The 13,678-nt window shown below is 69.6% G+C and carries 15 protein-coding genes; 12 read left to right on the top strand and 3 right to left on the bottom strand.

Translation table 11 applies throughout. From position 1 onward, the window contains the following. Positions 1–141: 141 nt before the first annotated feature. On the bottom strand, positions 142–1,269 hold the full coding sequence (locus PSC72_RS00695) for a substrate-binding domain-containing protein (protein ID WP_274323981.1): 1,128 nt from the start codon (positions 1,267–1,269) through the stop codon (positions 142–144). A 369-nt stretch (positions 1,270–1,638) separates the two neighbouring features. On the opposite strand from PSC72_RS00695, the gene PSC72_RS00690 reads away from it, so the two are divergent. From PSC72_RS00690 to PSC72_RS00665, 6 genes are all read left to right on the top strand, one after another. After that, positions 1,639–1,803 carry a DUF7560 family zinc ribbon protein gene (locus PSC72_RS00690; protein WP_274323980.1) on the top strand — a complete coding sequence of 55 codons (165 nt, stop codon included), beginning with the start codon at positions 1,639–1,641 and terminating at the stop codon, positions 1,801–1,803. Positions 1,804–1,930: 127 nt separating this feature from the next. Continuing rightward, positions 1,931–2,389, top strand: coding sequence for a pyridoxamine 5'-phosphate oxidase family protein (locus PSC72_RS00685; protein WP_274323979.1), 459 nt, complete (start codon positions 1,931–1,933; stop codon positions 2,387–2,389). Between the two features lie 95 nt (positions 2,390–2,484). Then, positions 2,485–3,129, top strand: coding sequence for a helix-turn-helix domain-containing protein (locus PSC72_RS00680; RefSeq protein ID WP_274323978.1), 645 nt, complete (start codon positions 2,485–2,487; stop codon positions 3,127–3,129). A 124-nt stretch (positions 3,130–3,253) separates the two neighbouring features. Further along, the gene (locus tag PSC72_RS00675) at positions 3,254–3,658 is read left to right on the top strand and encodes a winged helix-turn-helix domain-containing protein (protein ID WP_274323977.1); all 405 of its coding nucleotides are present in this window, start codon (positions 3,254–3,256) and stop codon (positions 3,656–3,658) included. A 167-nt stretch (positions 3,659–3,825) separates the two neighbouring features. Next, entirely contained in the window at positions 3,826–6,657 is a 2,832-nt protein-coding gene (locus PSC72_RS00670) for an oligosaccharyl transferase, archaeosortase A system-associated (protein WP_274323976.1), read from the top strand. A gap of 37 nt (positions 6,658–6,694) precedes the next feature. After that, positions 6,695–7,090 (top strand): hypothetical protein, encoded by a 396-nt coding sequence (locus PSC72_RS00665; protein WP_274323975.1) that lies wholly within the window; start codon positions 6,695–6,697, stop codon positions 7,088–7,090. 3 nt (positions 7,091–7,093) lie between these two features. On the opposite strand, the gene PSC72_RS00660 is transcribed toward PSC72_RS00665, so the two are convergent. Next, positions 7,094–7,933 carry a CPBP family intramembrane glutamic endopeptidase gene (locus PSC72_RS00660; RefSeq protein ID WP_274323974.1) on the bottom strand — a complete coding sequence of 280 codons (840 nt, stop codon included), beginning with the start codon at positions 7,931–7,933 and terminating at the stop codon, positions 7,094–7,096. Between the two features lie 281 nt (positions 7,934–8,214). On the opposite strand from PSC72_RS00660, the gene PSC72_RS00655 reads away from it, so the two are divergent. The 6 genes from PSC72_RS00655 to PSC72_RS00630 all read left to right on the top strand — a co-directional run bounded on the left by PSC72_RS00655 (position 8,215) and on the right by PSC72_RS00630 (position 13,407). Continuing rightward, positions 8,215–8,409: a hypothetical protein gene (locus tag PSC72_RS00655; RefSeq protein ID WP_274323973.1), complete on the top strand. Its 195-nt coding sequence runs from the start codon at positions 8,215–8,217 to the stop codon at positions 8,407–8,409. A gap of 123 nt (positions 8,410–8,532) precedes the next feature. After that, entirely contained in the window at positions 8,533–9,693 is a 1,161-nt protein-coding gene (locus tag PSC72_RS00650) for a DnaJ domain-containing protein (protein WP_274323972.1), read from the top strand. Positions 9,694–9,786: 93 nt separating this feature from the next. Next, positions 9,787–10,947, top strand: a complete 1,161-nt coding sequence (locus PSC72_RS00645) for an ArsR/SmtB family transcription factor (protein WP_274323971.1) — start codon at positions 9,787–9,789, stop codon at positions 10,945–10,947. Positions 10,948–11,050: 103 nt separating this feature from the next. Beyond that, positions 11,051–12,337 (top strand): histidinol dehydrogenase, encoded by a 1,287-nt coding sequence (gene hisD, locus PSC72_RS00640; protein WP_274323970.1) that lies wholly within the window; start codon positions 11,051–11,053, stop codon positions 12,335–12,337. Positions 12,338–12,397: 60 nt separating this feature from the next. After that, entirely contained in the window at positions 12,398–12,901 is a 504-nt protein-coding gene (locus tag PSC72_RS00635; RefSeq protein ID WP_274323969.1) for a GNAT family N-acetyltransferase, read from the top strand. A 137-nt stretch (positions 12,902–13,038) separates the two neighbouring features. Then, positions 13,039–13,407, top strand: a complete 369-nt coding sequence (locus PSC72_RS00630; protein ID WP_274323968.1) for a HesB/IscA family protein — start codon at positions 13,039–13,041, stop codon at positions 13,405–13,407. A gap of 17 nt (positions 13,408–13,424) precedes the next feature. Here PSC72_RS00630 and PSC72_RS00625 read toward each other — a convergent pair whose 3' ends face one another. After that, a complete protein-coding gene (locus PSC72_RS00625) occupies positions 13,425–13,625 on the bottom strand; it encodes a dodecin (protein ID WP_274323967.1) in 201 nt (66 codons plus the stop codon). Positions 13,626–13,678: the final 53 nt, after the last annotated feature.

Raw genomic sequence — 13,678 nt, 5'->3', positions numbered from 1 at the left:
GCTATCGCGCCACCCGCCCGGCACGAGGGTTTCCCGGCTGACCCGGCACGCCGCCAGGGATGATGTCGGTCGTTAGTGTTCCGGGCGCACATTTTGCGTACGGCCTCGGGAAAGCGACCAGACCACGGCAGCGCCGCACAGTCACTCGACGCGGGGTTCGTAATCGGGCTTGCTCGCTGCCGGGATCACGGCCAGACGACCGTCGTCGTTCAGTATCATCGGCTGGACGGCTGCCGCCGATAGCGCGTCGAGGAACGCCCGCTCGCGTCGATCGGGCTGCCCGTTCGTGAACAACGGGACCGGATACGTGCTCGGGTAGCCGACCTCCCCCGGACCGCGCGGCTCGCCGTTCACCTCGACGTCGAGAATCCGGTACTCGTCCGTCCCACCGGCACGGAGACTCTCGACGTCTCGAATCGGAATTCGGGCCACCGTGTCGTCGCGCTCGGTGACCGCAGCGACCGTCCGTCGTAGCTGTCCGTAGCGTTTGTCGACGCCGCCCTCGGGCTCGTCCTCGAGAAACGTCTGCTCGAAGATCTCTGGGTGGTCGCCGTCGACCGCGCCGATGAGGTGTATCTCCCGATCCGGACCGCCGAGGGAACGCCAGTTGGTGATCCGAGCGTTGTAGACGCCGAGTAGCTCCTCCCGACTGATGGATCTCACGCCGGTCCGGTAGACGGCATCGCTCACGACGACGGCCGTTCCGGTCCGGAAGAGGTCGTGCCGGACGAGGCCGGAGACGTCCATCTCGCTGGCCACTGTCGCCGTCGTCTCGGCCCGCAGCGTCGCGACGTCCGCTGTCTCGGCCCTGAGGGCAGCGAGCGCCTCCGGGCCGTCGTTTTCGCCGACCGCCACCCGGTACGGGGGTCGGTTCGGCGTCTCCGTCGGGGAGAAACCGTGTCGCCGGGCGAAATAGCCCGCGAACCCGGGGCCGGAACTGCCGATGCGGTCGGCAGGTGTCCCACCGTACGTCTCGTCGGTCGGGAGCGAGTTCCCGTTCCACAGCGCCGCCGCTCGTGCGATCGGTTCGACGAGAACTCCCCCGGTTGCGACCGAGAGCGGCGTGTTCTCCCGCGGGGAGGAGGCGGACGTGGAGGTGGGCGTCGACTCGGACTGTCGTCCGGTCGCGGTTTGGCGGTGTCCGGGAGACATCGACTCGGTTCGAGGGCCCTCGCGAGCGTCCCCGCCGAAGAGACCTGCGCACCCGGCGGTGAGTGTCGGTAGCCCGAGGGCCGTGACGGTCCGAAGGAAGGCTCTGCGGGAGGGCATTCGAGAATATCCGCGCGTCTTCGTCAATTAACGGTTGATATGACTGCTATATAGGCGCGGTCGACCGCGGTCGATCGGAGAGAACGACCGGGGGCCGTCGGACTGCCCGTACTGAAGTCGGGGTTGCGCCGCCCGCCGTTCACAACGGGACGTGTACACTCGTCCGCCGGCGTTCCGGTGGTTGCCTACTCGCGGTTCTCAGACGCCGTGACCGCACGGCTATGGCGTGACGATGTGTCAGCGCGCGGGTACAACGGCACTCCGGTGACCAGTCGACAGCGCCGTTCGTAAAAAAAAGAGCCCAGCGGTCCAGAGGTCTGGGAAACAGGGGGGTTCATTTACCCGGGGGGAACTAACCTCCACGTAGAGATGAGCGCCAGTGAGGACTACATATTCGTCTGCCCGGCGTGCGAGGAGTCCATGGAGGTCAACGCCTCGATGCGCGACGCGCTCGTCGAGAACGGCTGTGTCGTCTGCGGGTCGCCGGTCTCGGAAGGCGCGTTCACGGAGACGGAGCAGTCGGCCGACCAGTGACGCGGCCGAACGGAACGCGCCGTCGCCGAACCTCACTGGCCATCGCAGCGTTCGACGTCGCTCACCTCGAATTCGCGCGGACATAGCCAACAATAAAGTTTCGCCGAACATAGCCGACGTACCTACAATGGGTCTGGAGCAAGAGACAGAGATGACGCGGGAGGAGACGGACGCGCTCCTCGGCCGGAACGAGACAGGCGTTCTGGCGCTCGCTCGCGACGACGACCCCTACGCGATCCCGATCTCCTACGGCTACGACGCCGACGCGCGCCGCTTCTACATGCGACTCGTCTCCACGCCGGAGAGCGAGAAGAGCAGGTTCCTCTCCGGGACGCCGGACGTCCGGCTCGTCGTGTACGAGGAAGACGCGCAGACGTACCGGAGCGCCGTCGTCACCGGGACGCTCGAACCGATCGCCCGCGACGAACTCACGCCCGAACACGTCGAGCAGTACGGCGAGACGAAGCGCCCGCTGTTCGAGATCTGGGGGCAGTCCAGGAAGGATCTGGACATCCAGCTGTACGTCCTCCGACCGACGACTATCAGCGGTCGACGCACCGAACTCCAGCCCGACGGCGACGACTGACGCGCGTCCGGGGATGCCTCCGCGGCGCGCCCTCCGCTCTCTGGAACAGCGAGTATCCCCAGACTGAAGTGGCGACCCGCGGTAGCGTTCCAGCGATGCCTGCCGGGATCCGCGTGACCGTCACGTTTCCGACGCCGCCTGGCTGTCCCGTCGCCGAGTTCTCGGAGGCGGCCGACGCGACCGTCGACAGCGTCACCACGACCGTCGCTTCCGCGGACTCGGCGAACACTCTCAGCGAGTTCCTCGTCGACGCCGAGGCCGTCCCGGACGACTGCGAGCGCACGCCGGTGTTCGCGTACGCCGACCGGCGCGTCTATCGCGTCGACCACGACGCCGACTGTCCGTGCGTCTGCCTCGGCGAGTACGACACGCCCGTCCACCGCTACTTCGCCGACGGGGAGACGCTGGAACTCGTCTTCCACGCTCGCGACTTCGAACTCCTCCAGACGGTCGTCGGCGAGTTGCGCGAGCGGTTCCCCGACGTCGACATCCAGCGGCTCGTCCGGGCGCCCACGGGGGGCGCCTCGCAAGACACCGTGTTCGTCGACCGCGGGAAGCTCACCGACCGACAGCTCGAAGTCCTCCGGACCGCCTACGAGATGGGATACTTCGAGCAGCCGCGCGGCGCCAACGCCACCGAGATCGCCGACGAACTCGGCGTCTCGCCCTCCACGGTCACCGAACACCTCCTCGCGGCCCAGTCGAAGCTCCTCCAGGACGTCCTCGAACGCGGATCCTGACTGCGGCCGCCGGTCTCGCCGCCAGTTCTCCCCCGCTGTGACCGGCGCCGAACGCCCGTCGCACTTAAACCCCCCGCGATAGCGGGGTCGCAAGCCCGTCCGGCAGGCGTCCATCTATACGGATATGAGTCAGTCTCAGTTCGCCGAGCGCGACGCCCCGGAGAACCACACCGACGGACAGCGGCCGCGCACCGACGAGGCCGACGTCGGCGGCGTCCTCGAAGCGATCGATGACGCCGACTGCCGGACGATCCTCGCGGCGACCAGCGACGAGGAACTGACCGTCACCGAGATCAGCGACGCCTTCGACATAGCGCGGTCGACCGCCTACCGCAAGGTGGAGGTCCTCGTCGACGCGGGACTGCTCGAAGAGCGCGTCCGCATCCGCTCGTCCGGGAATCACGTCAGCGCGTACGCCTGCGCCGTCGAAGACCTCACGCTGTCCATCGACGGCGATTCCGGCCTCGAACTCCGGGTCACCCGCACCGAGGAGGAGACCGCGTTCGCGAGCGCCGGTCGGCGGTTCTAGACGCTCCGGCGCTCTCCTTTTCTTTGCAGGCACGGCGCCTTTTCGAACATCTGGCGTATGCGCAGGTGACCCTCGACGATGATACGTGCGCAGTCACAGGCGGTGTGCCCGCCGACGCCGGTCGGTACCGTGCGAAGCCACCTCGTCGCGGACCGACGGTCCGGCGCGTGACCCGGCGTCGCCGAGCCGTCGCGGAACGGTACGGGCCGTTCGCGATACTCCTCCTCGCGGTCGCGTTCCTGCTCTGGGTCCGACTGCTCCCCGACGACCGGGTCATCACCGACACGGCGGTTTTCTTCTCCGGGAACGACGCGTGGTACCACAGCCGAACAACCCAGTACGTGGTCCGCTACTTCCCCGAACTCACGCCGTTCGACCCGTGGTCGAACTTCCCGTACGGCACCGGCCACCACTCCGGGTTCGGCGGCCTGTTCGACCAGATCGTCGCGCTCGCCGTGCTCGTCGTCGGCCTCGGGGATCCGAGCGACCACCTGGTGAACGTCGTCCTCGCTCTCGCACCGCCGGTCTTCGGGGCGCTCACGGCCGTTCCGACCTACTACGTCGGGTCCCGCCTGACGGACCGATGGGGCGGAGCCGTCGCCGCCGGCCTGCTCGCGCTCGTCGGCGGCGGGTTCTTCTACCGGACGATCGTCGGCGCGTCGGACCACCAGTCGGCCGAACCGCTGTTCGGGACCGCGGCCGTCGCCGGCTTCGCCGTCGCGCTCCTGGCGGCCTACCGCGAGAAGCCGCTGGTGGCCGACGTTCGGAACGGCGACTGGGACCTCGTCAGGAGGCCGGTCGTGGCCGGGATCTTCGGCGGCATCGCTGTCGCGGCCTACATGGCGCTGTGGCCCCCGGGCGTCATGCTGCTGTTCACGATCGGCGTGTTCGTCGTCGTCCAGTTCTCCCGCGACCACCTCGCCGGGCGCGCGACCGACTACCTGACGTACGCGGCGGTGGTCACGACGGCCGTCGCCGGCGTGTTGGCGCTGCTGTACTCGCGTTCGAACTCGCTGTCGGCGACCGCCTACTCGCTGCTCCAGCCGCTGGTCGCGTTCGGCGTCGCGGCGGGGTCGCTCGTCCTCTACGGCCTCTCGCGGTACCTCGACCGCGAGGGATACGACCGGCGGACCTTCCCGCAGGCGGTCGCCGCGCTCGCCGTCGGTTCGCTGGCGTTCCTGTGGCTGGTCTTCCCCCGCGGGATCGACCTGTTCGCGGCGCTCGTCACGCGCGTCTATTCGTTCGGCCTGCTCACGTCGGTCTCGGCGGGGACGGTCGGCGAGATCCAGCCGGCCACGGTCGGCACCGCCGTCGCCGCGTTCGGCGGCCTGCTGGTGCTGGCCGCCGCGGGGTTCGCGCTCCTCCTGTACTCGGTCGTCCGCGAGAACCGGCCGGTCGGACTCCTCGTGGTCCTCTGGAGCCTCTCGATGTTCGCCGCGTACTTCACGATGTCGCGGTTCGGGTACTACTTCGCCGTCACCGTCGCGCTCCTCGCGGCGTACGCGATCTGGTGGACGTTCACGGAACTGGTGCCGCTCGACCGCGAGGGGGACGCGCTCGGGGACGTCGACGTCTACCAGGTCCTGGGCGTCCTCGCCGTGGTCTTGCTGATAGTCCCCGGGAACGTCGTCGCCGTGTCCGGCCGCCAGCCCGTCTGGGAGCAGGCAGAGCGCCTCGGCGGGACCGACCGGGCGTGGTACGAGGGGCTGAACTGGCTGCAGGAGAACTCTCCCGAACCTCCCATGGGGTACTACGAGTGGTACGACCGCCCCGCCGACGGCGACTTCGACTATCCGCAGGGGGCGTACGGCGTCATGTCCTGGTGGGACTACGGCCACTGGATCACCGTCATGGGCCATCGTATCCCGTACGCCAACCCGTTCCAGGAAGGGCCGGTCCCGGCCTCGGCGTACCTCCAGGCGGCAAACGAGACGCGGGCGAACCTCATCCTCGAAGCGCTGCCCTCCCTCTCGGAGAACCCGTCGCGGGTCGCGGACATGTCCGTCGAGGAGCTCAGGGACGTCGTCGCGGACCAGCCGGCGCGACTGGACGGCGAGAACGGGCGGTACGTGGTGATCGACGACCAGATGGCCAGCGACAAGTTCCCGCCGATCACCCGCTGGGCGGGGCCGGACCTCCCCGCGTACTTCCAGGAGGCCCGGTACCGCTTCGGCGGCCAGAACGTGACGCTCCGGGAGACGACCGACCGGTACGCGGAGACGACGCTCGCCTCGCTGTACTACCGGGACGCCGACCGGCTCGCTCACTACCGGCTGGTGCACGAGGTCGACCGTTACGCCATCGTCGGCGGGTACGTCAGCGGGCAGAGCGTCAACCCGCTGACGCGGCTCAGGCTCGGTTCCGGCTGGGACAACGTGGCCTCGCTCGCGGCCCGTCTCCAGCGGGCGGACCGGACGCGACAGGTCGTCCCGCTCGGACCGCGGCGGACCCGGTTCGTCTACAACGCCGCCGTCGAGTCGCGCGTGAAGATATTCGAGCACGTCGAGGGCGCGACGATCACGGGCCGCGCCCCGAACGTCGAGAACGGGACCGCCGCGTACGCGACGCTGCGTCTCCGGACCCACACCGGGCGAAACTTCACGTACGTCCAGCGGGCGACGGTGGCCCCGAACGGCTCGTTCGAACTGACGGTCCCGTACGCGACGAGCGACGTCGTCGCCCCGGACGACGGCGGGACCAACTCCAGCGTCCGAGCCCTGGGACAGTACAGCGTCTTCGTCGGAAACCGGACGGACCCCGAAGCCACTGGGACCGTCGCCGTCCCCGAGCCGGCGATCTACGACGGAGAGACCGTCGACGTACAGGTCGAACCCGTCGGGGAAGCGAACGAATCGCAGGGGTCCAGTGGGTCGCTGTCGTCGCCCTCGTCGATCGCTCTGCCGAAACAGCGTAGCTCACGAGCGGCTCCCGGCCGGACAACTGCGGGACGTGAGACGCTCCGGGGAGCCCGGCCGGGCCGGACGGACTGGAGCGAGTAACCCACCGTTAAGACCCGCCCCGCCGAATCCGGTATCGATGCCGATAGACCCGGCGACAGCCGTCATCGCGTTCGTCTCGCTCCTCGGGGCGACGGGCGTCGCCGCCGTGACGCTCCGGTACTACGAACCGCCCCCGCGGGAGGGCGAGGAGGAGACGCCCGAGCCGTACTTCGAGACGGCGGCGTTTTTCGTCCTGACGGCGGCCTTGTTCGCGCTGGCGGGGTCGGTGATCGCCCACGTTTCTGGACTGGCCGCTCCGTACGGACGCGTCGCCACGCTGCTGTTGACGCCGGTCGGGCTCTATTCCGCGTACGCGACGTACACCGGGCGGATCGCGGACGACGCGGACGAGGCCGGCGGGCTGATGGGCGTCGTCAGCGCGCTCGTCCTCGGCGTCTATCCGGTCGCCTTCGGCGTGATATCGCTGCTCTGACGTTCAGAGCAGCGCCAGGACCGCAGCGGTCGAGTTCTGCGGGTCGGGAAGCTGGTCGCTGAAGGCGACCACGACGTACAGCAGCGAGAACAGCGTGGCGTTGTAGATCCCGTGAATGAGGGCGGGGACGACGATGTTGTCCGTCAGTTCGTAGGCCGCGCCGAAGACGAGCGCGGGGCCGACGAGGACGCCGAGGGCGACGAGGTTCCCGGTCGCGGAGCCGCCGGTGAGGGCGAACCAGTGGAGGCCGGCGAAGACGGCGCTTGGGATGAGCACGCCGAGGACCGGCCCGAACACCTCGCGCAGGCGCCCCTGGACGACCCCGCGGAAGAGCAGTTCCTCGCCGGGGCCGATGATCAGGATCGACGCGGGGATGAGGATGAGGAGGATTGCGGGGTTCTCCATCCCCATCTGGGCGGCCTGGTTGGTCCCCGTGTCGACCTGCAGGATCGTGACGAGGATCGACCCGGCGAAGGCCCCGCCGAGCGCGAGGACGTACCCGCCGACCACGATGGCGACCTGGCGGAGCGACGGCACCGCGGCGTCGATGTCGAACGGGCCGGGGACGCCCTCGTAGCCCAGTATCGATCGGATCTTGGGTCCGACCACGGGCCTGAGCCTGAGATAGGCGAAGGCGACGCCGGCACAGCCCACGCCCTGGATGAAGACGAGACTGAGCACGATCTGCGCCGTCGCGGGGAGGTCGAGGTTCAGCCCCGCGACCAGGACGCCCACCGTGATACCCACCAGTACGAATCCGAGCAGCAGGCCCCCGGCGCCGAGACCGATCGCCGACACCAGCGCGACGGCCGTCCGCAGGAGGGACCGTTCTCTCGTCGACATACCCGCCGATTGGCGCGACTGCCTGAAAAGCGGTTCCCTCGACCGCGAGAGTTCGCTATCGCCCCGGGCCGCCACCGGGACACCGGTTCCTGCCAGACGGCTGCGCTGGTCGGATCTGTCCAAGCGGTGCCGCGATGAACCGTTCTCGCGCACCGTTCTCGACCAGCGGATCGTGGCGCAGGGCGGGCAGCGCGGCGTATTAGGACCTTTCATACTACCGGGAACGTAAAACCGCGTTCAGGGCAAGGTATATGTGACCGTCTAGCACACGTAGGCGTACGATGGTAGAATGTGACCACTGCGGCGACGACGTATTTCACGTGTGGAGGCGACGCGAACGCGCGGAGACGATGACGCACCGGACGGTCGTCTGGGTCTGCCGGAACTGCCACCCGGAGCTGGGAGCTACCGGGAAGACCGACGCCTCGGCGACCAGAGCAGTCACAGACGGCCGTCGGTTGGGCAAATCGGGATAGGCCGGCGACTGGTTCCCGAACCGGCCGACGTTGTCTCGCGCCCGAGGCCGCGATCCCCTTTGCAGCGGTAGGAAGTTACTTGTAGGATAGGGCGAAAGAACCACCCGACAGGGACTGGGGCGCATGAGTACGACGTTCTACGGCGTCCTCGGGGTGGGGCCCGACGCCGGCGACGACGCGATACGCGCGGCCTACCGGGAGCGCGCCAAGGACCACCACCCGGACGTGAGCGCCGCGCCGGACGCCGCCGAGCAGTTCAAGCGCATCACCGCGGCAAAGGAGGTGCTCCTCGATCCGAAAGAGCGGAGGCGATACGACAGGCTCGGCCACGCCTCTTACGTCGACGCCCACTGCGACGCCTCGCTGTGGGCGGTCGACGAGGGAACCACCGACGCGGGCTCGTCGGCTTCCGCGTCGAGGTCGGCCTCGAAGCGAACGGAGCGAACGACGAAGTCGCGGAGCGGAAGCGGGCGCGGTCGGTCCGCGTCGCGCACCGAGTCAGAGACCGACAGCGCGTCCACCGGCTCGACTGACGCGTCCCGCGGATCGCGGACGCGGGCGGAAACGCGAGCCAACGATCGGTCGCGATCGGGCACGTCGAGCCAGTCGGGGGCGACCTCGTCGAATCAGTCGGGAACGACCTCGTCGCGCCGCTCGGACACAGACGGGTCGAGTCGGTCGCGCGGCCGGGGGTCCACCGAATCGGACGACGCCGCCTCGTCGTCGGCGTCGAGTTCGGGTGCGAGGCGCACCACCGGCGCGACTGCCTCGGGATCCGCGGCGACCGGCGGAACGACGAGCGGATCAGCGTCAGATGCTGCGGGCGTGACTGCGTCCGGGTCGACGGGCGCGAACCGATCGGCGGCGGGCACCTCGAAATCGGAGGCCGTCTCGGGAGGCGGCCGCCGGTCGTCGGCCCGGAGGCGCCGAACGCAGCGGGCGGGCGGGGCCGCGAGCGAGCGGTCGGGCCGGCGTGCATCGACGGCCGCGGCTGGATCGCACGCCCGGAACACCTTCTGGGACGCGACCGACGGCGACGTCTCCGACGCCCCTCGGTCCGACCCCGTCTTCGAACGCGCCGCGTCCCTCCTGCGAACGCTGGGCGCCTGGGTACTCGTCCACCTGCTCTTCCTCGGGCTGGCAGTGGGAACGGGCTGGTACGTCTACGCGGTCGTCCTGCCGCCGTCGGCGCGAACGCTGCCGTTACTGTTCGTCGTCGTCGGCGAGGTCGGTCTCGCGGTGGTTCTGTCGTCGTTGCACGTACTGTCCCGCGTCTACAGATAACGCCGAGTCGAGCGCTGGAGCGCCGGTCGCAGCTTCAAACGAGCTTTTGTCTCTTGGGAAAAGCCATTAAGCTAGGCCCACTCAGGACGCACAATGGGTCGTCTGCTGCCGTTCAAGTCGGAACCTACCCGGACGCCTGACGAACCTCGGGTCCTCGACCTCGACGACGAGGCGACCGAGGAGGCCCTCTCCGCGCTCTCCTCTGACACCGCCAGACAGATCCTCGGAACGCTCTACGAGGAGCCGAAGACGCCCCCGGAGATCCGCGACGAGGTGGGGACCTCGCTACAGAACGTCCACTACCACGTCGAGCGACTGGAGGACGCCGAGCTGATCCAGCCGGCCGGTGAGGGGTACTCCGAGAAGGGCACCGAGATGACCATCTACGCGCCGGCCAGCGAGGCACTCGTCCTCTTCGCGGGCCGGGAACACCACCGTTCGCGGCTGAAGACGGCGCTGACGCGGCTGCTCGGCGCGATCGGTCTGCTCGGGCTCGCCACCCTCGCGATCCAGCGGCTGTTCGGCGAGTCGGGCGGCCGACTCGGCCAGTACGACATCTCTGTCGGGATGGGATCCAGCGGCGGGAGTGAACGCCCGCAGTCGGGCGGTGGCGACGGAGGCGACGGGGGTGCGGGCGCAGCAGGCGGTGCCGACGGAGGCGGCGCCGACGGCGCCAACGCCGGGGACGGGGCGGAGGGACTGACCGAGACGGCGACGCCGGAGGACGACGTCGGGATCTTCGGCGTCGAGGACACCGCGACCGACGGCGGCGCGACGGCGACGCCCGAGTCGACGCTCACGGCGACGCCGGAGCCGACCGAGGCGCCGACCGCGACGGCGACGCCCACGGAGCCGCCGTCTCCCACGGCTGCCGGAACGCCGTCACCGACGCCGGCCGGGACGCCGTCGCCCACGCCCGCTTCGACGCCGACACCGCAGGCGACGCCGACCGCCACGGCGACCCCTGCGCCGACGGAGACGCCGACCGCGACCGAGACCGCGACGCCGACGGCGGCGATGGACACGCCGACGCCCACGGAGCCGCCCTCCCCCACGCCGGAACCGACGGGTTTCGAATCGGGGACCGCGAGTCCGGCGACGGACGTGAACCTCACCGCCCGGACCGTCGAGAGCGGGCGCCAGTTCTCCGAGAGCGGCGGCGACGGGTTCCTCGCGGACCCCGCGGTCGCCTTCTTCCTCGGCGGCCTGTTCATGATCCTCGTCGTCACCGCCTGGTGGTACTACCAGGGCTGACGGCGTCTCTCGCCGGAGCGGCCGATCTCGTCCGTTCCCACCTGCGCCGAGCGCCTCGTCCCCGATAGCAAGTCGTATGGGTCAGTCGCGGCAACGGAGACGCATGAACGTGCGAAGTGTGGACGCGCTGGGCCCCGACGACCGGGCCGCGCTGTTCGACCGCGACGCGGGCGTGGAGGCGGTCCGCGAGGACGCTCGCGAGATCGTCGACCGCGTCAGGACGGAAGGGAACGTCGCCCTCCGCGCCCTCTCCCGGGAGATCGACGGCGTCGAGGTCGGCAACATCGACGTGACCGACCAGGTCGAACGCGCTCACGAGGAGATCGACGACGACGTCCGGCGGGCGATCGCGGACGCCGCCGAGAACATCCGCGCGTTCCACGAGCGCCAGCGCCCCGAGGACTGGACCGAGGACTTCGAGGGGCGGGAACTCGGCCGGCGGTTCCGCCCGCTGGAGACCGTCGGCGTCTACGCCCCCGGAGGCACGGCCTCCTACCCCTCCAGCGTCCTGATGGGCGTCATCCCGGCGGTCGTCGCCGGCGTCGAACACGTCGCAGTCGCGACGCCCCCCGCGGAGGAACTCGACCCCGTGACGCTGGCGGCCATCCACGAGGCGGGCGCGGACGCGGTCTATCAGGTCGGCGGCGCGCAGGCGGTCGCCGCCCTCGCCTACGGGACCGAGACGATCAACGCCGTCCAGAAGGTCGTCGGCCCGGGCAACCAGTGGGTCACCGCGGCGAAGGCCGAGGTGCGGGGCGACGTGGAGATAGACTTCCTCGCCGGACCGAGCGAGGTCCTCGTCCTCGCCGACGAGACGGCCGACCCGTCGCTCGTCGCGGCGGATCTCGTCGCGCAGGCCGAACACGGCGAGACGAGTTCGGTCGTCGCCGTCACGGACGACGAGGCGACCGCCGAGGCCGTCGCGGCCGCCGTCGACGACCACGCCAGCGGCCGCGAACGCGAGGAAACCATCCGGGCCGCGCTCGACGGCGACGCCAGCGGCGTCTTCCTCGCCCGCTCGATGAGCGAGGCGGTGCTGTTCGCCGAGGAGTACGCCCCCGAGCACCTCTCGATCCAGGCCGACGACGCCGACGCCCTGCTCGATCGGGTCCCGAGCGCCGGGAGCGCGTTCCTCGGCCCGTACAGCCCGGTCGCGGCCGGCGACTACGCGACGGGGACCAACCACGTCCTCCCGACGAACGGGAAGGCGAAGGTCACCGGCGGCCTCTCGGTCGACACGTTCCTCCGCTCGACGACGGTCCAGCGGCTCTCCCGGGACGCCCTCGGCGACCTGCGAGAGACGGTGACGACGCTCGCCGACGCGGAGGGGCTGGAAGCGCACGCCCACAGCGTCGACGCTCGCTTCGACGGCGAGGGCGGCGACGAATAGAGCCTCACAGTACCGCCGCGGGCCGTCAGGTCTTTCTGCGATACCCCCGTTCGGTCGGGCATGACTGCAGATCCGCTCTACCGACCGGCGCACATGGCCGACGTGGCCGGCATCCAGCGAGTCGCGCGCGAGTCGTGGCACGCCGCCTACGACGACATCCTCGGCGAGGACGTGGTCGACGACGTGCTCGACGAGTGGTACGTCGACGACGCCATCGAGTCCGGCATCGACCACGACGCACAGGACTTCTTCGTCGCCGTGATCGACGACGAGGTCGTCGGGTACATCCACGTCGGGCCGCACCCGCCGCGCCGGGTCCACCAGGTGTACCGCCTCTACGTCGACCCCGACCACTGGCGGAAGGGCATCGCGCGGAACCTCCTCGCCGAGGCCGAGCAGTCGCTGTACGACCGCGACGTCGGCGTCTACGAGGCAGAGGTCCTCGCCGAGAACGAGCGCGGCCTCGCGTTCTACCGGTCGACCGGCTTCGAACAGGTCGACGAGCGCGAGACTGACCTCATGGGCGCCACCGCGACCGAGTATATCGTTCGCAAACGCCTGTAGCGGTCCGGAGGCGGCGCCTATGCGGCGCCGGCGAGTCGCGGGCGAGTCGACGTCGAGGCACCGGAGAAGCGCCGAACGGGCGGGCCGGGAGTGTCGTCGCCAACAGGGTTAACACGTTCGGCGAAAAACTCTCGTGTATGAGTTCCACGACGGACGCGCCCGAGCCGGGCGGCGAGGAGATCGAGGTGACGGAGGCGGCCGCGGAGGAAGCGCTGTCGCTCCTCGAAGACGAGGACATGGACACCGACGTGGCCGGGCTCCGCCTGTTCGTCCAGCAGGGCGGCTGCGCGGGACTCTCCTACGGGATGCGCTTCGAGTACGAACCCGACGAGGACGACACGGTCTACGAGCACCACGGGCTCAGGGTGATCGTCGACCCGGCGAGCATCAACTACGTAGAGGGCTCGGTGCTGGACTTCGAGGGCGGACTCCAGGGCGAGGGATTCCACGTCGAGAACCCCAACGTCGTCAGCGAGTGCGGCTGCGGCGAGAGCTTCCGGACCTGATCGCCGCGTTCGACGGCTCAGTCTTCGAGTTCGAACGCCACCTCGACCTCGGCCTGGTACTCCCTGTTCTCGACGCTCGCTATCTCGACGCCCATCTCCTCGACCTCGACCCAGTAGACGTTCTGGAGCGTCTCCTCCGCGCGCTCGACCGCGTCGTCGACGGCCTCGTCGAAGCTCTCGGTACTGGTCCCTATCAGCGTGATTTTCTTGAACACCATCGCGATCGAACAGTACGGCGCCCCGACACAAAAGGCTCGGGCGCGTGACGACG

Source organism: Halosimplex aquaticum (assembly GCF_028747785.1).
Taxonomy (GTDB): Archaea; Halobacteriota; Halobacteria; order Halobacteriales; family Haloarculaceae; genus Halosimplex; species Halosimplex aquaticum.
Note: the sequence above shows the minus strand (reverse complement) of the source record. Positions and strands in the feature narration are given on the sequence as shown.

Bases quoted from the DNA above. Each gene is read 5' to 3' on its own strand.
- PSC72_RS00695 (WP_274323981.1), bottom strand. From the start codon at position 1,269: ATGCCCTCCCGCAGAGCCTTCCTTCGGACCGTCACGGCCCTCGGGCTA.
- PSC72_RS00690 (WP_274323980.1), top strand. From the start codon at position 1,639: ATGAGCGCCAGTGAGGACTACATATTCGTCTGCCCGGCGTGCGAGGAG.
- PSC72_RS00685 (WP_274323979.1), top strand. From the start codon at position 1,931: ATGGGTCTGGAGCAAGAGACAGAGATGACGCGGGAGGAGACGGACGCG.
- PSC72_RS00680 (WP_274323978.1), top strand. From the start codon at position 2,485: ATGCCTGCCGGGATCCGCGTGACCGTCACGTTTCCGACGCCGCCTGGC.
- PSC72_RS00675 (WP_274323977.1), top strand. From the start codon at position 3,254: ATGAGTCAGTCTCAGTTCGCCGAGCGCGACGCCCCGGAGAACCACACC.
- PSC72_RS00665 (WP_274323975.1), top strand. From the start codon at position 6,695: ATGCCGATAGACCCGGCGACAGCCGTCATCGCGTTCGTCTCGCTCCTC.
- PSC72_RS00660 (WP_274323974.1), bottom strand. From the start codon at position 7,933: ATGTCGACGAGAGAACGGTCCCTCCTGCGGACGGCCGTCGCGCTGGTG.
- PSC72_RS00655 (WP_274323973.1), top strand. From the start codon at position 8,215: ATGGTAGAATGTGACCACTGCGGCGACGACGTATTTCACGTGTGGAGG.
- PSC72_RS00650 (WP_274323972.1), top strand. From the start codon at position 8,533: ATGAGTACGACGTTCTACGGCGTCCTCGGGGTGGGGCCCGACGCCGGC.
- PSC72_RS00645 (WP_274323971.1), top strand. From the start codon at position 9,787: ATGGGTCGTCTGCTGCCGTTCAAGTCGGAACCTACCCGGACGCCTGAC.
- hisD (WP_274323970.1), top strand. From the start codon at position 11,051: ATGAACGTGCGAAGTGTGGACGCGCTGGGCCCCGACGACCGGGCCGCG.
- PSC72_RS00635 (WP_274323969.1), top strand. From the start codon at position 12,398: ATGACTGCAGATCCGCTCTACCGACCGGCGCACATGGCCGACGTGGCC.
- PSC72_RS00630 (WP_274323968.1), top strand. From the start codon at position 13,039: ATGAGTTCCACGACGGACGCGCCCGAGCCGGGCGGCGAGGAGATCGAG.
- PSC72_RS00625 (WP_274323967.1), bottom strand. From the start codon at position 13,625: ATGGTGTTCAAGAAAATCACGCTGATAGGGACCAGTACCGAGAGCTTC.